Genomic DNA, 23,915 nt, shown 5'->3' on the forward strand with positions numbered 1-23,915 from the left:
CATTCCTCCGTTCGCGAGGGTCAGACCGCGAGCTGGTGCTCCTGCAGGCCCGGGCTGCTGACCCGATAGATACCGATCTCACCTAGAAGATTAGGCCATAGCCGGCCGCCTAACCCGTTACGGTGCAGACGGTCGACGGCCAGGCGGTCGAGTACCTTGGCGTGACGCTCGTGGCACAGGTTCTCGAAGTCTTCGAAGGTGCAGAAGTGGATGTTCGGGGTGTTGTACCAGGTATACGGCATGAAGTCCGAGACCGGCATGCGACCCTTGGTCGCCAGGTACCAGCGGCAGCGCCAGTGGCCGAAGTTGGGGAAGGTGATGATGCACTGGCGACCCACCCTCAGCATCTCGTCGAGGATGCGGTCGGGGTACTCCACGGCTTGCAGGGCCTGGGTCATGACCACCACGTCGAAACTGTTGCTGGCGAAGTTGCCCAGGCCCTTGTCCAGGTCCTGCTCGATGACGTTGACGCCTTTGGCCACGCAGGCGGCGATGTTGTCGGCGTCGATCTCAAGGCCATAGCCGGTGACGTTCTTGCGCTCGCGCAAGGAGGCCAGCAGTTCGCCGTTGCCACAGCCCAGGTCGAGGACCCTGCTGCCGGCGGGGATCCAGTCTTGGATGATTTCCAGGTCGGCTCTCATGCTGTCCTCAGATGACGATGCGGTTCATGTAGTTCGCGAAACCCTGCATGTAGCGAGGCGTGGGGATCAGGAAGGCGTCGTGGCCGTAGGGCGAGTCGATGTCCAGGTAGCAGACGTTCTTGCGCGCGGCCATCAGGGCATCGACGATCTCCCGCGAGCGGGCCGGCGAGAACCGCCAGTCGGTGGTGAACGACATGATGCAGTAGTCCGCCGTGACATGGGCCAGGGTCGCCGCGAGGTCGCCGCCATGGGCCGCGGCCGGGTCGAAGTAGTCCAGCGCCTTGGTCATCAGCAGGTAGGTGTTGGCATCGAAACGCCCCGAGAACTCCTCGCCTTGATAGCGCAGGTAGCTCTCGACCTGGAACTCGACGCTGTGGAAATCGTAGTTGAGCTTGTCGCTCTTGAGCTCGCGACCGAATTTCTCGCCCATCGAGTCGTCGGACAGGTAGGTGATATGGCCGACCATGCGCGCCAGCATCAGGCCGCGCTTGGGGATAACACCCTGGTCCTGGAACGAACCACCGTGGAACTCGGGGTCGGTGAGGATGGCCTGGCGTGCCACTTCGTTGAAGGCGATGTTCTGCGCCGACAGTTTGGGTGCCGAGGCGATGTCCACGCAGTGGCGCACCCGGTCCGGGTAGGTGATGGTCCACTGCAGCGCCTGCATGCCGCCCAGGCTGCCGCCGACGATGGCGGCCCAGGTCTGGATACCCAGGCGATCGGCCAGGCGCGCTTGGCTATGCACCCAATCTTCGACCGTCAGTACCGGGAAGTCGGCGCCGTAGGGCTTGCCGGTGGCCGGGTTGACACTGCTGGGGCCGGTGCTGCCGTTGCAGCCGCCCAGGTTGTTCAGGCTGACCACGAAGAAGCGATTGGTGTCGATGGGTTTGCCGGGGCCGATGCAGCTGTCCCACCAGCCCGGCTTGCGGTCGGTGGCGGCGTGGTAGCCGGCGGCGTGGTGATGGCCGGACAGCGCATGGCAGATCAGCACGGCATTGCTGGCGGTGCTGTTGAGGGTGCCATAGGTTTCGTAGATCAGCTCATACGAGGCCAGCGAGCGGCCGCAGGCCAGGGCCAGCGGTTCATCGAACCGGGCGATTTGCGGTGTTACCAGACCGACGGAATCTTCGGGAAGGACAGTGGACATCGACCCTGCTCACGCTTGACGGAGGCGTAAGTCTAAAGAGCGCTACCCCCAGCGGCAAGCAAAGGCTTGCCGCTGGATGCAGGCGGGGTCAGATCATCCGCCACAGCTCTTGCGGCATGCCGGCGTAGGCTGCCAGCTGAGGCATGAGGAACGACTGGATCACCTGGATGGCGATGAAGGCGAAGATCGGCGAGATGTCCATGCCACCGAGGTTCGGCACCAGGCGGCGGAACGGCGCCAGCACCGGTTCGCTGATCTGGTAGGCCAGCTCGGCGGCAGGGTTGTGGCTGTTGGGGGCGACCCACGAGACGATCACCATGACGATCATCGCCACCCAGAAGATCTTCAGGAACAGCGAGGTGACACCCAGGATCGCCCACATCAGCAGGTGCAGCACGTCACCGAAGGTGCCGTAGGTGAGCATCAGCACGAAGGCCATCAGCAGCCCCTGGATCAGGACCGACAGCAGCAGCGACGAGGTATCCAGGCCGGCGATGCTGGGGACCACCCGGCGCAGCGGCTTGAGCAGCGGCTGGGTGGCGCGCACGGCGAACTGGCTGAGCGGGTTGTAGAAGTCGGCCTTGACCAGTTGCAGCACGAAGCGCAGCAGGACGATCGCCAGGTACAGGCTGACCAGGGTTTGCACCACGAAGATCGCGGCGCCGGACAGTGCATTCATCTATGGCTCCTTATTTGCCCAGTTGTTCGGCCAGTTCGGCGGAGCGTTTCGCCGCAGCCTGCAGGGCCTGCTCGACGATGGCCTCGAAGCCGTTGGCCTGGAACGATTTGATCGCCGCCTCGGTGGTGCCGGCAGGCGAGGTGACGCGGCGGCGCAGTTCAGCGGCGTCGACGTCGCTGGCAACAGCCATGCGCGCGGCGCCCAGGGCGGTCTGCAGGGTGAGTTGCGAGGCGGTCTCACGTGGCAGGCCGAGTTTCTCGCCAGCGGCGGTCATGGCCTCGATCAGCAGGAAGAAGTAGGCCGGGCCGCTGCCGGAGACGGCGGTGACGGCATCCAGTTGCTGTTCTTCGTTCAGCCACAAGGCCGTGCCCACGGCGGACAGCAGCTGTTCGGCCTGCTGGCGTTGCTCGGTGGACACTTCCTGGGTGGCATACAGGCCGCTGACGCCCTGGCGCAGCAACGCCGGGGTGTTGGGCATGCAACGCACTACCGGGATGGCGCCCAGCCAGGCCTGAAGGCTGGCGCAGGTGATGCCCGCAGCGATGGAAACGACCAGTTGGCCGGCTTTCAGGTTCGGCTTCAGAGCCTCGCAGACGGCTTTCATGACCTGCGGCTTGACCGCCAGCACGATCACGTCGGCGCCGTCGATGGCTTGTGCGTTGCTTTCGAACGCTTCGATACCGTGTTCGGCCTGGATCCGTGCGCGGGTCTCGGCACCCGGGTCGCTGGCGCGGATCTGCGTGGCATCCAGGCCCTGGGCGCGCAGGCCGCCGATCAGGCTGGCGGCCATGTTGCCGGCGCCGATAAAGGCAATACGAGTCTTGCTCATGTCAGGTCCTTGAGGGAGAAGGTGAGTTAAGCATGGGTTCAGGGCTGGCCGTAATCGCGGGCACCGAACAGGGCGGTACCGATGCGGACCCAGGTCGCTCCTTGAGAGATAGCGGCTTCCAGGTCGTGGCTCATGCCCATCGACAGGGTATCCAGGCTAAGGCCCAGTTGTTCCTGGAGCTGGCGCAGGGTGGCAAAAGCAGTCTCCTGTGCGGCACGGTCATCGGTCGGTTCCGGGATCGCCATCAGGCCACGCAGGTGCAGGCCGGGCAGGGCGCTCACCGCCTGGGCCAGGGCCGGCAGTTCGGCGGGTGCGCAGCCGGATTTGCTGTCTTCGCCACTGACGTTCACCTGCAGGCAGATATTCAGCGGCGGCAGGTTGGCCGGGCGCTGTTCTGAAAGGCGTTGGGCGATTTTCAGGCGATCCACGGAGTGTACCCAGTCGAAGTGCTCGGCGATGGCCTTGGTCTTGTTCGATTGGATGGGGCCGATGAAGTGCCAGATCAAGGGCAGGTCGGAGAGTTCCTGCTGTTTCGTCAGGGCTTCCTGAAGGTAGTTTTCGCCGAAGTCGCGCAGCCCGCTGGCATGAGCTGCGCGGATGGCGCTGGCCGGCTTGGTCTTGCTCACCGCCAGCAGCTGGATGCTGGCCGGGTCGCGGCCGGCAGCCTTCGCCGCGTTGTCGATACGGGCGGAAATGGCCGAAATGTTCTCTGCTAGGGTGGACATGGTTCGTCGCCGACGGCTTTGGGGTCTGCGGCATTCTACCTGCTTGATCGCCGTTGGGGAGTCTCATGGATGTGACCGATCTGCTGGCCCAGGCTGTGGCTGCGGGTGCAAGCGACCTGCACCTGGCCGCGGGCGAGGTACCGCTGCTGCGCCTGGATGGCGAACTGCGACGCATGGCGTTGCCGGTGCTGGGCCCCGCAGTGCTGGAGCAGGGCCTGACTGGATGGCTCGATGATGGGCAGCGCCGGCAATGGATGTCTGGTGATGAACTGGATCTTGCCTTGGTTGTGCCTGCGCTGGGCCGATTTCGGGTGAACCTGTTTCGCCAGCGCAACGGGCCGGGGGCGAGCATACGGTTGATCCCGGCACGAGTGCCGAGCCTCGATGAGCTCGACTTGCATGATGTATTTCAAGCTATTGCATCGAGCCAGGATGGCCTGGTGCTGATCGGCGGGCCTACCGGGAGCGGCAAGTCCAGCACCCTGGCGGCGCTGGTCGATGAGTTCAATCGGGAGTACGCGCTACACGTCGTCACCTTGGAAGACCCAGTCGAATTCATTCATCAAGGCCAGCGCAGCCTGATCAACCAACGGGAAATTGGCCGCGACAGTCGCGACTTCGCCCAGGGGTTGCGCAGTGCGTTGCGCCAGGACCCCGATGTGATCATGGTCGGCGAACTGCGTGACCTGGAGAGTATCCGCCTGGCGCTGCGAGCTGCGGAAACCGGGCACTTGGTGCTGGCCTCGGTGCATACACGCTCGGCAGTCAACAGTATTAATCGCTTGGTGGAGGTATTCGCCGCCGAGGAGAAGCCGTTGGTGCGCACGATGTTGGCGGAGTCGCTGCGGCTGGTGGTGGCGCAGAAGCTGGTTAGGCGCGTCAGTGGCGGCAGGGTCGCCGCAAGGGAGGTGCTGGTGGTGACGCCGGCGGTACGCAACCTGATCCGCGAGGGGCGGATGGCGCAGATCTACTCGTTGATGCAGGCAGGCGCGGCGCAGGGGATGGTGACGATGGAGGAGGCGACACGGCGCCTGAGGCAGCAAGGCTTGATCGACTAGTCAGGCCGTCGCATGTCCTGGAGGGGCGGCTTTAGCCGCGAAGCAAGCGACGCGGTGATTGGCACCGGCACGCCGGTGTTCGCGGCTAAAGCCGCTGCTACAGAGAGCGTGCCGAATTGTTACCACGCATTCATGCGAGCCGGCTGGCCTGCCAAGGTACTTCAGCGCTTGGCCAGGCTCAGCGCCTGCTGTTGTGCCTTGGGCAGCACGCGCTTGGCCACCACGTAACGCTTCTGCCAGTAGGGTTTTTCCAGGCTGTCGATGCTCACCCGCTTGCCGGTGCGTGGCGCATGGATGAAGCGGTCGTTGCCCAGGTAGATGGCGACGTGGTTGACCCGGCGGCTTTGGATGTTGAAGAAGATCAGGTCGCCCGGCTTGAGGTCGTCTCGCGCCACTTTCACACCCTGGCCCTGGGCCATGGCGTTGGAGGTGCGCGGCAGGTCGACGTCGGCCACGTCGTTGAAGGCGTACTTGACCAGGCCGCTGCAGTCGAAGCCCTTCTTCGGGGTACTGCCGCCCCAGCGATAGGGTGTGCCGAGCACATTCACGGCGCGGCTGAGCACTTCGCTGCTCTGCTTGGGCGACATGGCCACGGCTTGCAGCGCCTGGTGCTTGGCGGCATTGCTCGGGCGGGCCTGCACGTTCAGGGTGCTTTTGCGGTACTGGACCGGAGCGCGTTTCACCGTGGCGTCGGCGTTGGTCGTATAACCGGTGAAACCGCTGGGAAGACGTTGCTCACGATTGGTGGCGTGGGCGGCCAGGGGCAATAATAGGCAGAGGGTCAGCCATGTCTTGAGGAAAGGCGGCATAGATGAAGCTCTTTATAAGTGTTGGCGCGCAACTTTATAACAGCTTTTTGATCTCATTCTGATCCACTGGTCGTTTGGTTCCGTACCATACGTCGGGTCAAAACGAAAAAGTCACATTTTCCGTTAGAAAATTTTCAGCTATCCCGCGAGGGCTTCGAATGAATGGTTATCAACAGGGGGCGCCCCTGCACGACACTCACAGCAAGGTGCTCGGCTACCTGCTGTGGATCTTTGGCTTCACCGGCGCGCACCGCTTCTACTATGGCAAGCCGATTACCGGGACGATCTGGTTCTTCACCCTTGGCTTGCTGGGTATCGGCTGGCTGATCGACCTGTTCCTGATCCCGTCGATGGATCGCGAGGCGGACATGCGCTTCGAGTCAGGTGGCGTGGACTATAACCTGGCGTGGATCTTCCTGACCTTCCTCGGGGTGTTTGGCGTGCACCGCCTATACCAGGGCAAGTGGATCAGCGCATTGATCTACCTGTTCACCGGCGGCGTGTTCTTGCTGGGTGTGCTGTATGACTTCTGGACGCTCAACAGCCAGATTTCGCAAGTAAACGCCGAGCGTCGGCGGGTATGAAAAAAGGCCTTGTCGCCACTGGCGACAAGGCCTTTTCAGTTACTGGCGGCGCTGTTGCAGCAGCAGGTTGCTGAAGCCTGCCCCTGCCAATTGCTTCTGCGCCACGGTCAGCTGTTCGCGATTGCTGAATGGGCCGACCATCACCCGATACCAGGTCTCGTCCTTGACCGTGCCCGACTCCACCTTCACTGCCTGGCCAAGCAGGATGATCTGCGCGCGGACCTTGTCGGCGTCGGCCTGCTTGCGGAACGAGCCAGCCTGCAGGAAGAACTGAGTGGTGGCGGCCGGCTTGATCACGGGCGGCGCGGGTGGTGGTGTCTGCCCCAGCAATGCCGCCTGGGCGCGGGCCGTGTCGATCTTCGCCGCCTCCGCTGGGGTCACCGGAGTGCTCGGTACCGGGGGCTGCGCCGGTACGGGAGGCGTTTTCTCCGGCACCGCCTCGGGCGGCACGATCACTTCCGACTCCGGCAGCAGGGTGTAGAAGTCGTACTTCGGCTTCACCGGCTGCTGCAGCGCGGGCGGGGTGGCCTTGCTCGCTTCGGCGACCTTTTCCGGCTTTTGCTGCTCGGGCTTGGTGCGCTTGATGTCGTCACCGCCAGGTTCGAGCTTCATCAGGAAGACGATGAAGGCGCCGACCGTGAGGCCGACCGCCAGCCACACCCAGCCCGGGATCGGCTGCTTGCTGGCAGGCGGCTGGGAGCGGCTGGCGCCGCGCTTGGGGGCGGGTTTCTTCTTTGCAGCCAACTTACATGCGCTCCAGGGTTTCCAGGCCGAGCAGTTCCAGGCCCTGCTTGAGGGTGCGACCGGTCAGGGCGGCCAGGCGCAGGCGGCTCTGTTGTTGCTCGGCGGTATCGGCGGCGAGGATCGGGCAGTTCTCGTAGAAGCTGGAGAACAGGCCGGCGAGGTCGTACAGGTAGCTGCACAGCACGTGCGGCGTGCCCTTGTCGGCAACGTTGTTGAGGATCTCGCCGAACTGTGCCAAGCGCGCGGCCAGAACCTGCTCGTGGGTGGCCTGCAGCACGATGTTGCCGTCGACTTCGTCGAAGCCCTTGCCGAGCTTGCGGAACACGCCGGCCACACGGGTGTAGGCGTACAGCAGGTACGGCGCGGTGTTGCCTTCGAAGTTGAGCATCAACTCGAAGTTGAAGCTGTAGTCACTGGTGCGGTGCTTCGACAGGTCGGCGTACTTGACCGCGCCGATGCCCACCACTTCACCGATCTTGCGCAGTTCGTCCTCGGCCAGGCTCGGGTTCTTCTCTTTGACCAGCGCGTAGGCGCGCTCCTTGGCCTCGGTGAGCAGGTCGATCAGCTTGACGGTGCCGCCATCGCGGGTCTTGAACGGGCGGCCATCGGCGCCATTCATGGTGCCGAAGCCCATGTGCTCCATCTTCATCGGATGACCGACGAAGCCGGCGCGACGGGCCACTTCGAACACCTGGTTAAAGTGCAGGGCCTGGCGCTGGTCGACGAAATACAGGGCACGATCGGCCTGAAGCTTGTTGCTGCGGTAGCGCACGGCGGCCAGGTCAGTGGTGGCGTACAGGTAACCGCCGTCGGCCTTCTGCACGATCACCGGCAGTGGCTCGCCTTCGGTGTTCTTGAACTCCTCCAGGAACACGCACTGGGCACCCTGGCTTTCAACCAGCAGGCCTTTGCTCTTCAGGTCGGCGACCACGTTGGCCAAGTCATCGTTGTAGGCGCTCTCGCCCATCACATCGGCCATGGTCAGCTTGACGTTGAGCAGCTCGTAGGTCTTCTGGCAGTGGGACAGGGAGATGTCCTTGAAGCGTGTCCACAGCGCCAGGCAGTCCGGGTCGCCGGCCTGCAGCTTGACCACCAGGCCGCGGGCGCGGGTGGCGAACTCTTCAGACTCGTCGAAGCGCTTTTTCGCCGCGCGGTAGAAGTTCTCCAGGTCCGACAGTTCGTCGCTGGTGATCGGGTTCTCTTCGAGGTAGGCCAGCAGCATGCCGAACTGGGTGCCCCAGTCGCCCACGTGGTTCTGGCGGATGACGTCGTCGCCCAGGAACTCCAGCACGCGCGCGACGCTGTCACCGATGATGGTCGAGCGCAGGTGGCCGACGTGCATCTCCTTGGCCAGGTTCGGCGCCGACATGTCGATCACGACTTTTTCGCTCGGTCCGGCCTTGCGCACGCCTAGGTGGCCATCGGCCAGGGCGGCGTCGAGGCGGGTGGCCAGGGCGTCGGTGTTCTGGAAGAAGTTCAGGAAGCCAGGGCCGGCGATCTCGACCTTGGCGATGTCGTCGCTCTTCGGCAATGTGGCGATCAGCTTTTCAGCGAGGTCGCGCGGCTTCATGCCGGCCGGCTTGGCCAGCATCATGGCGATGTTGCTGGCGAAGTCGCCGTGGGTCTTGTCCCGGGCGTTTTCCACCTGGATCGCCGGCGTCAGCCCTTCAGGCAACACACCTTCGGTGACGAGTTGGGTGAGGGCTTGCTGGATCAGCTGGCGAATGGTGTCTTTCATGGGCTTCTCTTTTCGACCGCAAGCGCGGTGAGCGCTTCGATGCGCAGGTGGAAAAACTGGGCATTATCCGTTGCCGAGGGCGGGTTGCCAACCTTTGGGGCTGGAATGCCTGTTCCGGCAGGCGGCTGCTTACCCTGCAAGAGCGGGTTTACCCGCGAACACCGACACAGTCGGTGCCGTTCACCGGGTTGCCTTGTTCGCCGGCAAGCCGGCTCCTGCAGGGGCTGTCAATAAAGGTCGACGGGGTCGACATCCAGCGACCAACGTACCTGCCGCCCGGAAGGCATCTGCTCCAACACTAGCAACCAGGTACTGATCAGTCGATGCAGCGGCGCCCGGGCATTGGCCTGGAGCAATAGTTGCGCACGGAACCTTCCCGCCCGTCGCTCCATGGGCGCCGGGACCGGGCCGAGCAGTTCGATGCCGTGCAGGCCTTGTTCGGCGAGCACGCGCTCGGCGGCGGCGCAGGCTTCGTCGAGGAAGGCTTCCGCCTGGCCTGGCTTGTGGGCATCGGCGCGCAACAGGGCCAGGTGGGCGAACGGCGGCAGGCCAGCGGCGCGGCGCTCGCTCAGGGCTTGCTCGGCGAAGGCGGAGTAACCCTGTTCGGTAAGCTGCACCAGCAACGGATGGTCGGCCAGGTGCGTCTGCACGATGACCTTGCCCGGTTCCTCGGCGCGTCCGGCGCGCCCAGCCACCTGGACGATCAACTGAGCCATGCGCTCGCTGGCGCGGAAGTCGCCGGAGAACAGGCCGCCATCGGCATCGAGGATGGCCACCAGGGTGACGCGGGGGAAGTGGTGCCCCTTGGCCAGCATCTGGGTGCCCACCAGGATGCTCGGCTGGCCGCGCTGGATGGTGGTGAACAGGTTGTGCATGGCGTCCTTGCGCGAGGTGCTGTCGCGGTCGACGCGCAGGATCGGATAGTCCGGGAACAACACTTTCAGGCGCTCTTCGGCGCGCTCTGTCCCGGCACCCACCGGGCGCAAGTCGACGTGGGCGCACTGCGGGCATTGCAGCGGCAGGCGTTCGTCATAGCCGCAATGGTGGCAGCGCAGCACGGCGGAGCGCTGGTGCACGGTCATGCGCGCATCGCAGCGCGGGCATTCCGAGAGCCAGCCGCAGTCGTGGCACAGCAGGGTGGGGGCGAAGCCGCGACGATTGAGGAAAACCAGCACCTGCTGGCCAGCTTCAAGGGTCTGGCGGATCGCTTGTTGCAACGGCCCGCTGATGCCGCTGTCCAGCGGCAGGCTGCGCACGTCCAGGCGCAGGAAGCGCGGGGCGCGGGCGCCACCGGCGCGCTGGTTCATGCGCAGCAAGCCATAGCGGCCGCTGTGGGCATTATGCAGGCTTTCCAGTGAAGGGGTGGCCGAGCCCAGCAGGATCGGGATGTTCTCCTGATGCGCGCGCACCACGGCCAGGTCGCGGGCGTGGTAGCGCAGACCCTCCTGCTGTTTATAGGAGCCGTCGTGCTCTTCGTCGATGATGATCAGGCCCGGGTTCTTCATCGGCGTGAACAGCGCCGAGCGGGTACCGATGATGATATCCGCCTCGCCATCGCGGGCCGCCAGCCAGGCGTCCAGGCGCTCGCGGTCGCCCACTGCAGAATGCAGCAGGGCGATGCGCGCGTTGAAGCGCTGCTCGAAGCGTTGCAGGGTCTGCGGGCCGAGGTTGATCTCAGGGATCAGGATCAGTGCTTGCTTGCCGGCCTCCAGTGTCTCGCGGATCAGTTGCAGGTAGACCTCGGTCTTGCCGCTGCCGGTGACGCCGGCCAGGAGAAACGCATGGAAGGCGCCAAAGCCCGAGCGCACGGCCTCGAAGGCGGCGCGTTGCTCCTCGTTGAGCGGCAGCTCCGGCTGGGCCAGCCAGCGTTCGTGGCGTGGCGGCGGCAGGTGGCGGCGCACTTCGACCTGGACCAGCTCCTTGGCCAGCAGCAGATCGAGGCTGTCCTTGTTCAGGCCCAGCTTGGCCAGCACGCTGTGGGCCACGCCGTGGTGATGCTGCGACAGTGTCTTTAGCGCCTCGCGCTGGCGTGGGGCGCGGGCGATACGCGGGTCTTCCAGGCGGGCCCCTGGGGCAACATGCCAGAAGCGCTCCTGGCGCGCCTCGGCAGGTTCGCCCTGACGTAACAGCGTGGGCAACGCCCAGTTGAGGGTGTCGCCCAGGCTGTGCTGGTAGTACTGGGCGGTCCACAGGCACAGCTTGAACAGTGCCGGCGGCAGCGGTGAAACCGGGTCGAGCAGGGCGCTGGCCGGTTTGAGCTTGTCGGCGGGCACTTCGCTCTTGTCGGCGACCTCCACCAGCACGCCGATCATCTCGCGGCGGCCAAACGGCACGCGGAGGCGCATGCCGGGCGTCAGTGCCTGGCGCGCCATGCTCGCGGGTGCCCGGTAGTCGAACAGGCGACGCAGGGGCGAGGGCAGGGCAAGGCGCAGGATGACGTCGGACACGCGGAAGGTCTCTGGAGGGCGTTTCACAAATCAGGCGAGCCTAGCAGACGACGGTCGGTGCGAGCGACAACTTGCGTTGGCTTGGCGCTCTGGTATTATTCGCCGCCTAATTACGTGCGGTATTCAACAATAGGTGTTGGGTGGCGGCACGCAGCTCGAGGAAGTGACCATGAAAGCAGATATTCATCCGAACTACGAAGTAGTTGCAGTCACCTGCAGCTGCGGCAACAAGTTTGAAACCCGTTCGACCCTGGGCAGCGTCCTGGCGATCGACGTTTGCAACCTGTGCCACCCGTTCTACACCGGTAAGCAGAAAGTCCTGGACACCGGTGGTCGCGTACAGAAGTTCGCCGATCGCTTCGGTATGTTCGGTACCAAGAAGTAATCATGCGCATGGCGAATCTCTCGAGGTTCGCGCTGCTGCAAAAGAAGGCGCCCCTTGTGGGCGCCTTTTTTGTGGGCGCGATCTGGCATCTTCCGGCCCAGGCCTTCTGCCCGCTGCCTGAAAGCCCACGGCAGGTGGCGGTGCGCAGCGTGGTCGATGGCGACACCGTGCGCCTGGTTGATGGCCGTAGCGTACGGCTCATCGGCATCAATGCGCCCGAGATTGGACGCAAGGGGCGAACCAGCGAGCCCTATGCCGAGGCCGCCAAGCGGCGGCTACAGGACCTGATCAAGGCCAATGACGGTCGCATCGGGCTGGTCCTGGGTGTCGAAGGCAAGGACAAGTACGGCCGTACGCTGGCGCACTTGTACGGTCGGTCTGGCGACAATCTGGAAGCACAATTGCTCAGCGAAGGGCTTGGCTACCGGGTGGCGATCGCACCCAACGTGGAACTGGCCAGCTGTCAGCAGCACGCGGAGAAAGCCGCTCGCAAGGCGAGGGCCGGGCTCTGGCAAGAGTCGCCGGTGTTGCCTGCCGAGCGTGTGCGGCAGTCAGGGTTCGCGGTGATTGTTGGTAAAGTCACGGAAATCGAACGCAATCGTGGCGGTGTCTGGCTTGAACTTGACGACTCCGTGGTACTACAGGTTCCCGCTCGTCTGCAACGCAACTTCCCTGCCAGCTTCTTCGCTAACCTCAAGGGACGCCAGGTCGAGGTGCGTGGCTGGGTGCTGGATCGTTCCCGCAAGGGCGGGCTCAAGCCTGGGCAACAACGCTGGCTGTTGCCATTGACCGATCCGAGTATGTTGGAGCCTGTTTCCGGCTAAATAGTTGTAGACAGTTTGCTACTGGATTGTACACACTGGCTTCCGTAAGCCCCGTGGGTTATAGCGTAAAGTCGTAGGCCAGAGGCCTTGACACATAGTGACCGGGCAGTCTTGTCGCCCCCCGGCACTTTGCGTATCCTCGGCGGTCCGTCAGAACAGTAAATAGCGGAATGCCCATCATGTCAGACCTGAAAACCGCCGCTCTCGAATACCACGCTCAGCCTCGTCCGGGGAAACTGAGCGTCGAGCTCTCCAAGCCAACCGCCACCGCCCGCGACCTCGCACTGGCCTACAGCCCAGGCGTCGCCGAACCTGTACGCGAGATCGGCCGTGATCCGGAGTTGGCCTACAAGTACACCGGCAAGGGCAACCTGGTCGCGGTGATTTCCGACGGCACCGCGATCCTCGGCCTGGGTGATCTGGGCCCGCTGGCCTCGAAGCCGGTCATGGAAGGCAAGGGTGTTCTGTTCAAGCGTTTCGCCGGTATCGACGTGTTCGACATCGAAGTCGAGTCGGAAAGCCCGCAGGCCTTCATCGACACCGTGCGCCGTATCTCCATCACCTTCGGTGGCATCAACCTCGAGGACATCAAGGCACCTGAGTGCTTCGAGATCGAGCGCACTCTGATCGAGCAGTGCGACATCCCGGTGTTCCACGATGACCAGCACGGCACTGCGATCGTCACTGCGGCCGGCATGATCAACGCGCTGGAAATCGCCGGCAAGAAGCTTGAAGACGCCAAGATCGTCTGCCTGGGCGCTGGCGCCGCGGCCATCTCCTGCATGAAGCTGCTGGTGAGCATGGGCGCCAAGGTCGAGAATATCTTCATGATCGACCGCAGCGGCGTGATCCACGCTGGCCGCGACGACCTGAACCAGTACAAGGCCCAGTTCGCCCACACCACCGACAAGCGCACCCTGGCTGACGCCCTGGATGGCGCCGATGTGTTCGTCGGTCTGTCCGGCCCGAACCTGCTGAGCCCTGAAGGTCTGAAGTCGATGGCTGCCAACCCGATCGTGTTCGCCTGCTCGAACCCGGACCCGGAAATCGCCCCGGAACTGGCTCACGCCACCCGTAGCGACGTGATCATGGCCACCGGTCGTTCCGACTACCCGAACCAGGTCAACAACGTGCTTGGCTTCCCGTTCATCTTCCGTGGCGCCCTGGACGTTCGCGCCAAGCGCATCAACGAAGAGATGAAGATCGCTGCCGCCATCGCCCTGAAAGACCTGGCCAAGCAGCCGGTACCGAAGGAAGTCTGCGATGCCTACGGTGTGCAGGCCCTGGAGTTCGGCCGCGAGTACATCATTCCGAAGCCACTGGATGCTCGCCTGATCACCGTGGTTTCCGATGCCGTGGCCAAGGCCGCCATCGAATCCGGCGTGGCGACCCTGCCGTATCCGAAGCACTACCCGCTCAAGAGCGTGGATGACGTGTTCAACGGCTGATCCAGCCGTAGCATGATGAAAAAGCCCCGGCTCGTGAGAGCCGGGGCTTTTTGTTTATCTCGAGTTCAGTGAACACTGTCAGGGCCATTCACCGGCAAGCCGGTTCCTACCTGACTGTGTAGGAGCCGGCTTGCCGGCGAACAGATCGATGTGTCAGAACAGATCCATCGGTGCCGATTCATCCGCTGGCAGCGGGCTGCCTGGCGCCGCGCCATTGCCCAGCTCATCGACCGACGGTGGCGAATCCTCGGCCTTGAACAGCTCGAAGTAGGCGTTCGGCGTGCTTGGCGTGGCCGCACGGCCGCTGACCGGGTCGACGCGCAGGCTGAGAATCCCCTCAGGCTCGGCGGGCGCGTGCTCGGGCTTGCCCTTGAGCGCCTGGCCCATGAAGCTCATCCAGATCGGCAGGGCCACAGTGCCGCCATACTCGCGGCGGCCCAGCGTCTCGGGCTGGTCGAAGCCGACCCAGACGGTGGTGACGTAGTCGGCGTTGTAGCCGGAGAACCAGGCGTCCTTGGACTCGTTGGTGGTGCCGGTCTTGCCTGCCAGGTCGCCACGGCCCAGGGCCAGGGCGCGGCGGCCGGTGCCGCGCTTGATCACGTCCTGCAGCATGCTGGTGAGAATGTAGGTGGTGCGACCGTCGATGATCTGCTCGGCGATGGCGGGCGCTTGCGGTGCCGCTGCCACCTGGCCGAGGGTTGGGGGTGTCTCGCCGGGCATTGGCGCGACGCTGATCGGCTGCTCCGGTGCTGCAAGGCCGGCCTGGTCCTGGCTGCCCTGGGGTACACGCGCCGGGTTGGCAGTGAACAGGGTTTCGCCGTTGCGGCTTTCGACGCGGTCGATCAGGTACGGGCTGATCTTGTAGCCGCCGTTAGCGAAGGTGCTCCAGCCGGTGGCAATCTCCATGGGCGTCAAGGTCGCGGTACCGAGTGCCAGCGACAGGTTGCGCGGCAGGTCCTGCTTGTTGAAGCCGAACTTGGCGATGTAGTCGATGGTGCGGTCGACGCCCATCGCTTGCAGCAGTCGGATCGAGACCAGGTTGCGCGACTTGTACAGCGCCTCGCGCATGCGGATCGGGCCGAGGAAGGTGTTGGTGTCGTTCTTCGGGCGCCAGACCTTGTCCAGGTACTCGTCGACGAACACGATGGGCGCGTCGTTGACCAGGCTGGCAGCGGTGTAGCCGTTATCCAGTGCGGCACTGTAGACGAACGGCTTGAAGCTGGACCCTGGCTGACGCTTGGCCTGCATGGCGCGGTTGTAGTTGCTCTGCTCGAAGGAGAAACCACCGACCAGGGCGCGGATGGCGCCATTGTAAGGGTCGAGGGTGACCAGTGCGCTTTGGGCGCCTGGCACCTGGCTGAACTTGAGTTTGCCGTTCTCCAGGCGTTGCAGGCGTACCAGGTCGCCAACCTGGGCCACATCGGCGGGCGACTGTGGCGAGCGGCCCTGCGAGTTGCTGTTCAGGTAAGGGCGGGCCCATTTCATGGTGTCCCAGGCTACATCTTCCTCCAGGCCGGCGCGGGTCATCACCTTCAGGCCGCTTTTATCGACGTGAGTGACGATGGCCGGCTCCAGGCCACCCAGGGTGCGCTGCTTGCCCAGTTCCTGCAGCCAGGCGGCGCGGGTCTTGCCTGGGAAGCGTGCGTCGGGGCCGCGATAGCCATGGCGTTCGTCGTACTCGGAAAGCCCGTTGAGCACCGCATCGTTGGCCATCTGCTGCATGTCGCTGGGTACCGTGGTGGTGACGCGGAAGCCTTCGGTGTAGGCATCGCTGCCGTAGCGCCCGACCATCTCGGCGCGGGCCATCTCGGCGACATAGGGCGCGTTCACTTCCGGGGTGGGTACGTGGTAGCTGGCGTTCAGCGGTTCGGCCAGGGCGGCTTGATAGCTGGCATCGTCTATCTTGCCGAGCTTGTACATGCGCCCGAGGATCCAGTCGCGGCGCTCCTTGGCGCGTACCGGGTTGGCCAGCGGGTTGAAACGCGACGGCGCTTTGGGCAGCCCGGCGATCATGGCCATCTGCGCCAGGCTGACGTCGCGGATCGACTTGCCGTAGTACACCTGCGCGGCGGCGTCGATGCCGTAGGCACGGTTGCCCAGGTAGATCTTGTTGACGTACAGCTCGAGGATCTCGTCCTTGGTCAGCTCGCGTTCGATCTGCAGGGCCAGGAGGATTTCGTTGGTCTTGCGCGAGAAGCTGCGTTCGCTGCTGAGGAAGAAGTTCTTCGCCACTTGCATGGTGATGGTGCTGCCGCCGGTCTGGATATGCCCGGACTTGAGCAGTTGCGTGGCTGCACGCATCAGGCTGCTGGGGTCGACACCGTAGTGGTTGAGGAAATTGTCGTCTTCGGCTGACAGAAGCGCCTGGATGAACTGTGGGGGAATTTCCTGGAACTTGATCGGCGAGCGCCGCATCTCGCCGAACTCGGCAATCAGCTTGCCGTCGCTGCTGTACACCCTCAGGGGGATTTGCAACTGGACGCTTCGCAGCGAATCGACCGAGGGCAGGCTGGGGCTAAGATACAGGAACGCACCGCTCACACCGAGCACGAGCGCGCAGATGACTGCGACGAAAGACCACCAGAAGAACTTCAGCAGGCGTATCAAGGCTTTTGGGTGTCCAGGTTGAGGAGTGGGGGCGCGCACGGCCAGCGGACGGGAAAATTCGCTGGGCATTATAAGCACTTTTCGCCCCATCGGGTGACCGGTCGGGGCCTGTCGATGACCGCTGGCGCCGCAATCGTGGTGGCTCGCCGTGACTAGGAAGGGACAGCCATGCTTGGACGCTTTGGTAGGGATGCCGGTTCATTGCTGGGGGTAGAAATTGCCTCCGACACCATACGAATGCTGCAATTGCGCCGCCAGCGCGGGCGCTGGCGAGTTGCTGCCTGGGCCTGTGAGCCAATTCCTGCGGGGTTGGGCCATCCGCAACTGCCTGAAGTGTTGCGCGAGGCCTACCGACGCTGTGCGACACCGCAACGGAGGGTGGCGTTGGCTTTGCCAGCGTCTCAGGTGATCTGCAAGGTCTGTCGGTTGCCGTGTGAAGCAACCGGGTTGGACGCCGAGGCGCGGTTGCTTGCCCAGGTCGAACAATTGTTTCCCTTTCCGCTGGATGATCTGGCCCTGGATTTCCAGGTGCTGGGGGTGTCTGCCGAATGCCCTGCTCATACCGATGTCCTGGTGGCCGCCTGCCGGCAGAGCCAGCTCGACCCGCTCGAGCATATGTTCGACCAGGCGGGGTTGCAGGTAGCGGCCATGGAGGTCGACAGTTTCGCTCTGCTGCGTGCATCGGGGGGCGAAGCATCGGGTGACTTGGCACTATTGCAGTTGGAGGCTGGTGAAGTCGTGCTGCATCGTTGGCAACGAGATCTTGTCCCTCTGCGTCAGCACTTGCCCCTGGCTGCATCAGGGCAATGGCTCGAGAGCGTCGAGCGTCTCTGGTCGTTGCACAGCGCGCGGGAGCATGTGGGGCAAGTGGTGATCGCAGGGGGAGCCGCAGACACCGAGCGGGCCGAGCAACTGGCTGACCGGCTAGGTGTGCGCTGCAGCCTCGCGCGCCCCTCGCCGCTAGCGGATGGCGCCGAGTCCGAAGCCTTTGTGGCATCCATGGCATTGGTCTGCGGGCTGGCGTTGGGAGGTTCGCGAGCATGACGGTGCGGCTGAACCTGATGCCTTGGCGTGAATTGCGCCGGGTCGCGGTGGTGCGACAGTTCCGGGCTGCGCTGTTAGCCAGCCTGATGATGGCGGTAGCTGCGGTGATGCTGCTTGACGGGTTCATGCAGGTGCGTCAGGCCAGGCAGCATGAGGTGATCACGGCTCTGGAGCGCGAGCTGGAAGGGCTCGATAGCACTTTGGAGCAGGTTGAGCATCTGCGCGTTTCACGTATCGCATTGCATGAGCAGTACGTTGCGTTGTCCAGGCTTAGGGCCAGGCAGGCCTTGCTGGCCGCTCTTTTCCCAGGCTTGGAGATGGCAATGCCTGAGGGGGCGCGATTGCGCGAACTGGATGTGCAGGGCGATCGCGTACAGCTGATGGGGATGGCCGCCTCGGCATCTGTGGTGGCTGTGCTGATGCGCAGGCTGGAGCAGGTCGATGTGCTTCAGGACCTGGAGCTTGTGTACCTGCGGCACAAGTCGGGTGGCGACGAATTTGTCGTGACGGCACGCTTGTCGGCGACTTGGTCGTGAGCGGCATGTGGTTGTTTGATTGGCAGGGAGTGGTACACCGATCCCCCTTGCTCAGGTTCCTTGTCGTGTTGTCGCTGGTGCTGGTAGTGGGCGTCGTGGGTTATCTGGGCCGCTTGCGTGAGGTGCATCAGGACTACCAGCTCGCGGTGTCGACGGAACATCGGGTGCGTCAGGTGCATGAAGCCAGGACCGCTCAGGCCCTCGACGTCGATGCCGAGCGCAGGGCGCTGGATGACATGGAACAGCGCTTGCGCGTGGAGCGATGGCGGCTGGCGGCGGGCGAAGGTATCAGCGAGTTGCTCGATCAGTTGGCGGTCTCGGGGCACGAGCATGGCTTGCTGTTCGAGCTGCTGGAGGTGCTTGAGGAGCAGCAGGAAGTTGGGTACCGCAGGCTGCCCCTCGACATACAAGTAAAGGGCGGCTATCCGGCTCTCCGTACGTGGCTGGAACAATGGCTTGGGCAGCTGCGCCTTTTGTCTGTTCCTCGCCTGAACTTGAGCGGGGCTGAAGAACAACCCGGGATAGTCAGTGCACGGCTTCGGGTAGATGTCCATCACCCGGGTGAGTCGCTTGAAACTCCCGACAATCTGGCTGAGGAGCCGGCCCGAGCGGCCCTTCCTGTCGTGTCCTTTGATCCGTTCCAGGCCTGGAGCGCCGGCTCGGCTGAGCCGCGGCTTGGGCGAATTCCCCTGGAGCAGCTGGAAATGGTCGGTAGTTTGTCCGGCGCTGGCGGTCGCCAGGCACTGCTGCGTTCAGCAGGCCGCCTGTATCGGGTGGCGACGGGGGAGCAGTTGGGGCGTGACGAAGGGGTTGTGGTGAGCATAGAAGCCGAGCAGGTCGAGGTACGTGAGCGTTTGTACATCGGCGGCGCTTGGCACGAGCGTTCCAGGTATCTGGCACTCAGGAAGAGTGCGCGAGGGGAGGTCAAGGATGAGATTGACGGGGCTGGCGAGCGCGATGTTGGTGCTGCTGGGCGCACGGGCAGCGCTGGCGGCTGAGTTTCAGGGCGAATCGATGTCGCTGAACTTCCAGGATGTGGAAGTGCGTGCGGTATTGCAGGTAATGGCCGACTACGCCGGTATAAACCTGGTGGCCAGCGATGCCGTCCAGGGGCGAATCACCCTCAGGCTGGAGGAAGTGCCCTGGGATCAGGCGCTCGATCTTGTGTTGCGTAGCAAGGGGCTGGGGCGTCGACAAGAGGGGAATGTGCTGTTGGTAGCGCCCATTGCCGAACTCGCCGAGCAGTCGCGGGGTGCTCACCTGGAGCAGGCGCTGGATGCTCGACTCGAACCGTTGCAACGGGAGCTGATCCCGGTCTATCACGCAAAAGCGTCTGACCTGTCCGAACTGCTGCTGGCGAGTCTGGCCGACGACGGCATCCTGGCCGGGCGCGGTAGCCTGAGCGTGGATGCACGCACCAATACGCTGGTGGTTGCCCAGCCCGCCGACCGGATGGGTGAAATCCGGCGATTGGTGGCCCAGCTTGATGTGCCTGTGCGCCAGGTCATGATCGAGGCGCGTATCGTCGAGGCCAATATCGATTACGAAAAGGCTCTGGGTGTGCGCTGGGGTGGCCCGCTGTACGGTCGTGACAGCCAGCTGGGCAGCGAACTGTTCGTCGATATGGGGGTGGAACGGGCGACGTCGGCGCTTGGGGTCGGGCTGCTACGCAGTGACATCCTGCTTGACCTCGAGCTCAGCGCGATGGAGAAAAGCGGCAATGGCGAGATCATCTCCCAGCCCAGGGTGGTCACCGCCGACAAGGAGACGGCGCGAATTCTCAAGGGAACCGAGGTCCCCTACCAGGAGACCACCAAGAGCGGTGCCACCTCCATCTCGTTTCGCGAAGCCTCCCTGTCGTTGGAGGTGACGCCGCAGATCACCCCGGACGGCAAGGTGATCATGGCGGTGCGGGTGACCAAGGACGAGCCGGACTTCGTCAATGCCCTGAACAATGTGCCTCCCATTCGCAAGAACGAGGTCAACGCCAAGGTGCGGGTCACCGATGGCGAAACCATTGTGATTGGTGGCGTGTACTCGACGTCGCAGAACAATGTGGTCGACAAGGTGCCATTTTTCGGCGATCTGCCGTATGTTGGGCGGCTGTTTCGACGCGATGCATTACAAGAGAAAAAATCCGAGCTGCTGGTCTTCCTGACTCCGCGTATCATGAGTGACCAGGCGATTGCTGTGAGTCGTTGATTCTGTGCGAAATTTGATACTTGTGGGGCCCATGGGCGCTGGTAAGAGCACCATCGGGCGCCTGTTGGCCAAAGAGCTGCGCCTGCTGTTCAAGGATTCCGACAAGGAAATCGAGCTGCGAACCGGCGCCAACATCCCGTGGATCTTCGACAAGGAAGGCGAGCCGGGCTTTCGTGACCGTGAGCAAGCGATGATCGCCGAGCTCTGTGCGCTCGACGGCGTGGTCGTGGCCACCGGAGGCGGCGCCGTGATGCGTGATGCCAACCGTGTCGCGTTGCGGGCGGGCGGCCGGGTGGTCTACTTGCATGCTTCGGTGGAGCAGCAGGTCGGGCGTACCGCGCGGGATCGCAACCGGCCCTTGCTGCGTACCGCCAACCCTGAAGCGACCCTGCGCACCCTGTTCGAAACGCGTGACCCGCTCTATCGCGAAATTGCCGACCTGGTGGTTGAAACCGACGAACGGCCGCCGCGCATGGTGGTGCTCGACATTCTGGAGCGCCTGCAGCAGTTGCCGCCCCGATAAGCGGGGTCTATCCTCGGCCTCCATCGCCGAGGCGGGGTTCAACCTGATCGCGTGGTTCGCTCGATAGGCGCCGCGCCCAAGTACATTGTGGGGATACATGCAGACACTAAAGGTCGACCTGGGCGAACGTAGCTACCCGATCTACATTGGCGAGGGCCTGCTGGACCAGCCAGAGCTGCTGGCGCCACATATCGCCGGCCGGCAGGTCGCCATCATCTCGAACGAGACCGTCGCGCCGCTGTATCTCGAACGCCTTGGCAACACGCTAGGCGCCTACTCGGTGCTGCCGGTGGTGCTGCCCGACGGCGAGAAATACAAGAACTGGGAAACCCTGCAACTGATCTTCGATGCCCTGCTGACCGCGCGTCACGACCGCCGCACCACCGTGGTGGCGCTCGGCGGCGGCGTGATCGGTGACATGGCCGGCTTCGCCGCGGCCTGTTACCAGCGTGGCGTGGACTTCATCCAGGTTCCGACTACCCTGTTGTCCCAGGTGGATTCTTCGGTTGGGGGCAAGACCGGTATCAACCACCCGCTGGGCAAGAACATGGTCGGTGCCTTCTATCAGCCCAATGCAGTGCTGATCGATACCACCAGCCTGAAGACGCTGCCCGAGCGCGAGCTGTCCGCGGGGCTGGCGGAAATCATCAAGTACGGCCTGATCTGCGACGAGCCCTTCCTCGGTTGGCTCGAAGACAATATGCAGGCCCTGCGCGCCCTGGAGCCCGTGGCCCTGACCGAAGCGATTCGCCGCTCCTGCGCGGCCAAGGCGGCCGTTGTCGGTGCAGATGAGCGCGAATCGGGCGTGCGCGCCACGCTCAATCTCGGCCACACCTTCGGCCATGCTATCGAAACCCACATGGGCTACGGTGTATGGCTGCACGGCGAAGCCGTGGCGGCTGGCACGGTAATGGCGCTGGAAATGTCCATGCGCCTGGGCTGGATCGACCAGCCGGCGCGTGATCGCGGTATTCGCCTGCTGCAGGACGCAGGATTGCCGGTGGTGCCACCACAGGAAATGACTCCGGCGCATTTCATGGAGCACATGGCGGTCGACAAGAAAGTGCTCGACGGGCGCCTGCGCCTGGTGCTGCTGCGCCAGATGGGCGAGGCCGTCGTCACCGACGACTATCCGAAAGAGATTCTTCAGGCCACGCTGGCAGCGGATTACCGCGCGATCGTGGCCCAGCTTTGAGGTTGTGACAACGCAATGAGCACTTTGCATGCCGATGAGGCGTTCCTCGATCATTACCAGTTGAGCCACGATCCGTTCGCGCCCCGCGTGCCCGGCTTCAAGTTCTTCCCCGCCCAGCGCAAGCCGGTGCTTGGCCAGTTGCACCATCTGGCCCGCTACAGTCAGTTGATGCTGGTGGTCACCGGCCCTGTCGGCAGTGGCAAGACCCTGCTGCGCCAGGCGCTGGTGGCCAGCACTAATAAGCAGTCGGTACAGAGTGTGGTGGTCTCCGCCCGTGGTGCCAGCGATGCGGCCAGTGTGCTTGGCCAGGTTGCCCAGTCGCTGAACGTGGCGCAGCCGGAAGTGCAGGCCATTCTTACGCAGGTGGTGCAACTGGCGCTGACCGGCCAGGAAGTCTATCTGCTGGTGGATGATGCGGAACAACTCGACGAGTCGGCACTCCAAGCGTTGCTGGAGTTGGCGGCAGGTACCTCCGAAGGGCGCCCGCACGTGTTCCTGTTCGGCGAGCCGTCGCTGATCGCTGGGTTGGAAGAGCTGAACATCGATGAGGAGCGTTTCCATATCATCGAGCTGGCCCCGTACAGCGAGGAAGAGACCCGCGAGTATCTGGAGCAGCGCCTGGAGGGTGCTGGCCGGGGCATCGAGGTGTTCACTCGCGAGCAGATCGTCGACATCCACGAAAACTCCGACGGTTGGCCTGGAAACATCAACCAGGTCGCCCGCGATACCTTGATCGAAACCATGATCGCCAGTCGTACCACGGCCAAGCGACCATCCATGGGGTTCAAAATGCCTAAGAAACACGTGCTCGCGTTGTCCGCTGTGGTCGTGGTCGCCGTTGGTGCGGCGGTCTTGATGCCCAAGAAAGGCGACAAGGCCCCGGCCGAAGCGCCTACCGCCCAGGCCCAACTGCCGCTGGGGCAAGGTGGCAATGGCTCGCCGGCCATCGAGTTCTCCGGCTCTTCCCAACCCATGCCGCTGCCGCTGGTCGGCCAGTCGCAGCCGGTGATGCGGGAGCCGTTGGCCCAGGCCGCAGGCATGGGGGATGGTGAAGAGAGCAGCCCGGCGGGCAATACTGCACTGCAACCGTCCGCGCCGTCGGCCGCCGTGCCGCCGACCGTGACCACCATCGCGCCGCCGCAAGGCGCTACTGCCAGCCCTGCGCCAGTGCCTGCGCAACCGGTCACCACTGCACCGGTTCAACCGGTTGCGCCTGCTCCAAAACCTGTTGCAACCCAGCCGGCAAAGCCGGTTGCGCCTGCAAAACCAGCCCCGGCTCCGACCCAGGTCGCCAGCGCCAAGCCTGCCGCCAAGCCCGTGGAGAAGCCGGCAGCCGGTGGTGCGGGCAACGGTGGCTGGTATGCCGGCCAAAAGCCGGGCAATTATGTGGTGCAGATCTTCGGCACCAGCTCCGAAGCGTCGGCTCAGTCGTTCGTCAAGGAGCAGGGTGGCGACTATCGCTACTTCAAGAAAAACCTGCAGGGCAAGCCGCTGTACGTCGTCACCTACGGCAACTTCGCCAGCCGCGACGCCGCTGCTGCGGCAATCAAGAACTTGCCAGCCAAGGTCCAGGCTGGTAAACCTTGGCCACGTACCGTCGGCAGCGTCCAACAAGAGCTGGCCACGGCCCGCTGATACCTTCCGGGCGGCACCACCCCGCCGCCCAGTTGCTGAGCGACTTCTAGCTTTCGACTAGCCTGCTGCGCCCGAGCGCGGCAGGCTTTTCTGTCCCAGACTGACGGCCACAAGC

Annotated in this window: 22 protein-coding genes; 12 read left to right on the top strand and 10 right to left on the bottom strand. The window is 63.9% G+C overall.

The features are described from left to right. Positions 1 to 20: 20 nt before the first annotated feature. From metW to IM733_RS20880, 5 genes are all read right to left on the bottom strand, one after another. A complete protein-coding gene (gene metW, locus IM733_RS20860) occupies positions 21 to 641 on the bottom strand; it encodes a methionine biosynthesis protein MetW (RefSeq protein ID WP_011531735.1) in 621 nt (206 codons plus the stop codon). A gap of 7 nt (positions 642 to 648) precedes the next feature. Further along, positions 649 to 1,788 carry a homoserine O-succinyltransferase MetX gene (gene metX / locus IM733_RS20865; RefSeq protein WP_248918304.1) on the bottom strand — a complete coding sequence of 380 codons (1,140 nt, stop codon included), beginning with the start codon at positions 1,786 to 1,788 and terminating at the stop codon, positions 649 to 651. An 88-nt stretch (positions 1,789 to 1,876) separates the two neighbouring features. Next, positions 1,877 to 2,467 carry a YggT family protein gene (locus tag IM733_RS20870; protein ID WP_248918305.1) on the bottom strand — a complete coding sequence of 197 codons (591 nt, stop codon included), beginning with the start codon at positions 2,465 to 2,467 and terminating at the stop codon, positions 1,877 to 1,879. 10 nt (positions 2,468 to 2,477) lie between these two features. Beyond that, the gene (proC, locus tag IM733_RS20875; protein WP_248918306.1) at positions 2,478 to 3,296 is read right to left on the bottom strand and encodes a pyrroline-5-carboxylate reductase; all 819 of its coding nucleotides are present in this window, start codon (positions 3,294 to 3,296) and stop codon (positions 2,478 to 2,480) included. A 38-nt stretch (positions 3,297 to 3,334) separates the two neighbouring features. Beyond that, positions 3,335 to 4,021: a YggS family pyridoxal phosphate-dependent enzyme gene (locus IM733_RS20880; RefSeq protein ID WP_248918307.1), complete on the bottom strand. Its 687-nt coding sequence runs from the start codon at positions 4,019 to 4,021 to the stop codon at positions 3,335 to 3,337. A gap of 65 nt (positions 4,022 to 4,086) precedes the next feature. Here IM733_RS20880 and IM733_RS20885 point away from each other — a divergent pair, with 65 nt between their 5' ends. Beyond that, the gene (locus IM733_RS20885) at positions 4,087 to 5,079 is read left to right on the top strand and encodes a type IV pilus twitching motility protein PilT (protein WP_248918308.1); all 993 of its coding nucleotides are present in this window, start codon (positions 4,087 to 4,089) and stop codon (positions 5,077 to 5,079) included. Between the two features lie 161 nt (positions 5,080 to 5,240). Here IM733_RS20885 and IM733_RS20890 read toward each other — a convergent pair whose 3' ends face one another. Beyond that, positions 5,241 to 5,888: a C40 family peptidase gene (locus IM733_RS20890; protein ID WP_248918309.1), complete on the bottom strand. Its 648-nt coding sequence runs from the start codon at positions 5,886 to 5,888 to the stop codon at positions 5,241 to 5,243. 158 nt (positions 5,889 to 6,046) lie between these two features. Here IM733_RS20890 and IM733_RS20895 point away from each other — a divergent pair, with 158 nt between their 5' ends. Further along, positions 6,047 to 6,472, top strand: a complete 426-nt coding sequence (locus IM733_RS20895) for an NINE protein (RefSeq protein WP_011531742.1) — start codon at positions 6,047 to 6,049, stop codon at positions 6,470 to 6,472. A 39-nt stretch (positions 6,473 to 6,511) separates the two neighbouring features. Here the strand turns inward: IM733_RS20895 and IM733_RS20900 are convergent, their stop codons facing one another. From IM733_RS20900 to IM733_RS20910, 3 genes are all read right to left on the bottom strand, one after another. After that, positions 6,512 to 7,216 (bottom strand): SPOR domain-containing protein, encoded by a 705-nt coding sequence (locus tag IM733_RS20900; protein WP_248918310.1) that lies wholly within the window; start codon positions 7,214 to 7,216, stop codon positions 6,512 to 6,514. A gap of 1 nt (position 7,217) precedes the next feature. Further along, entirely contained in the window at positions 7,218 to 8,954 is a 1,737-nt protein-coding gene (gene argS / locus IM733_RS20905; RefSeq protein WP_248918311.1) for an arginine--tRNA ligase, read from the bottom strand. Positions 8,955 to 9,181: 227 nt separating this feature from the next. Next, on the bottom strand, positions 9,182 to 11,401 hold the full coding sequence (locus IM733_RS20910; protein ID WP_248918312.1) for a primosomal protein N': 2,220 nt from the start codon (positions 11,399 to 11,401) through the stop codon (positions 9,182 to 9,184). 169 nt (positions 11,402 to 11,570) lie between these two features. Between IM733_RS20910 and rpmE the strand changes: the two genes are divergently transcribed. From rpmE to IM733_RS20925, 3 genes are all read left to right on the top strand, one after another. Further along, positions 11,571 to 11,786, top strand: coding sequence for a 50S ribosomal protein L31 (gene rpmE / locus IM733_RS20915; RefSeq protein WP_011531746.1), 216 nt, complete (start codon positions 11,571 to 11,573; stop codon positions 11,784 to 11,786). A gap of 2 nt (positions 11,787 to 11,788) precedes the next feature. After that, positions 11,789 to 12,610 (top strand): thermonuclease family protein, encoded by an 822-nt coding sequence (locus tag IM733_RS20920; RefSeq protein ID WP_248918313.1) that lies wholly within the window; start codon positions 11,789 to 11,791, stop codon positions 12,608 to 12,610. A gap of 179 nt (positions 12,611 to 12,789) precedes the next feature. Continuing rightward, positions 12,790 to 14,058: a malic enzyme-like NAD(P)-binding protein gene (locus IM733_RS20925; protein ID WP_248918314.1), complete on the top strand. Its 1,269-nt coding sequence runs from the start codon at positions 12,790 to 12,792 to the stop codon at positions 14,056 to 14,058. Positions 14,059 to 14,211: 153 nt separating this feature from the next. On the opposite strand, the gene IM733_RS20930 is transcribed toward IM733_RS20925, so the two are convergent. Continuing rightward, the gene (locus IM733_RS20930; RefSeq protein WP_432760437.1) at positions 14,212 to 16,662 is read right to left on the bottom strand and encodes a penicillin-binding protein 1A; all 2,451 of its coding nucleotides are present in this window, start codon (positions 16,660 to 16,662) and stop codon (positions 14,212 to 14,214) included. Positions 16,663 to 16,833: 171 nt separating this feature from the next. Between IM733_RS20930 and pilM the strand changes: the two genes are divergently transcribed. The 7 genes from pilM (at position 16,834) to IM733_RS20965 (ending at position 23,800) form a co-directional block, all read left to right on the top strand. Further along, positions 16,834 to 17,709, top strand: a complete 876-nt coding sequence (gene pilM / locus IM733_RS20935; RefSeq protein ID WP_283107510.1) for a type IV pilus biogenesis protein PilM — start codon at positions 16,834 to 16,836, stop codon at positions 17,707 to 17,709. Further along, a complete protein-coding gene (locus IM733_RS20940; protein ID WP_248918315.1) occupies positions 17,706 to 18,245 on the top strand; it encodes a PilN domain-containing protein in 540 nt (179 codons plus the stop codon). Before pilM ends, IM733_RS20940 begins: the two co-directional genes overlap by 4 nt. Before the next feature lie 65 nt (positions 18,246 to 18,310). Then, the gene (locus tag IM733_RS20945) at positions 18,311 to 19,243 is read left to right on the top strand and encodes a pilus assembly protein PilP (RefSeq protein ID WP_248918316.1); all 933 of its coding nucleotides are present in this window, start codon (positions 18,311 to 18,313) and stop codon (positions 19,241 to 19,243) included. Then, complete coding sequence (locus tag IM733_RS20950; RefSeq protein WP_248918317.1) at positions 19,203 to 20,447, top strand: type IV pilus secretin PilQ; 1,245 nt, start codon at positions 19,203 to 19,205, stop codon at positions 20,445 to 20,447. Before IM733_RS20945 ends, IM733_RS20950 begins: the two co-directional genes overlap by 41 nt. Positions 20,448 to 20,451: 4 nt before the next feature. Continuing rightward, entirely contained in the window at positions 20,452 to 20,970 is a 519-nt protein-coding gene (gene aroK / locus IM733_RS20955; RefSeq protein WP_248918318.1) for a shikimate kinase AroK, read from the top strand. Positions 20,971 to 21,067: 97 nt separating this feature from the next. Continuing rightward, a complete protein-coding gene (aroB, locus tag IM733_RS20960) occupies positions 21,068 to 22,165 on the top strand; it encodes a 3-dehydroquinate synthase (RefSeq protein ID WP_248918319.1) in 1,098 nt (365 codons plus the stop codon). A 15-nt stretch (positions 22,166 to 22,180) separates the two neighbouring features. Continuing rightward, entirely contained in the window at positions 22,181 to 23,800 is a 1,620-nt protein-coding gene (locus IM733_RS20965) for an AAA family ATPase (RefSeq protein WP_248918320.1), read from the top strand. The last annotated feature ends 115 nt before the right edge of the window (positions 23,801 to 23,915 follow it).

The organism is Pseudomonas entomophila, from assembly GCF_023277925.1.
GTDB classification, from domain to species: Bacteria; Pseudomonadota; Gammaproteobacteria; order Pseudomonadales; family Pseudomonadaceae; genus Aquipseudomonas; species Aquipseudomonas entomophila_D.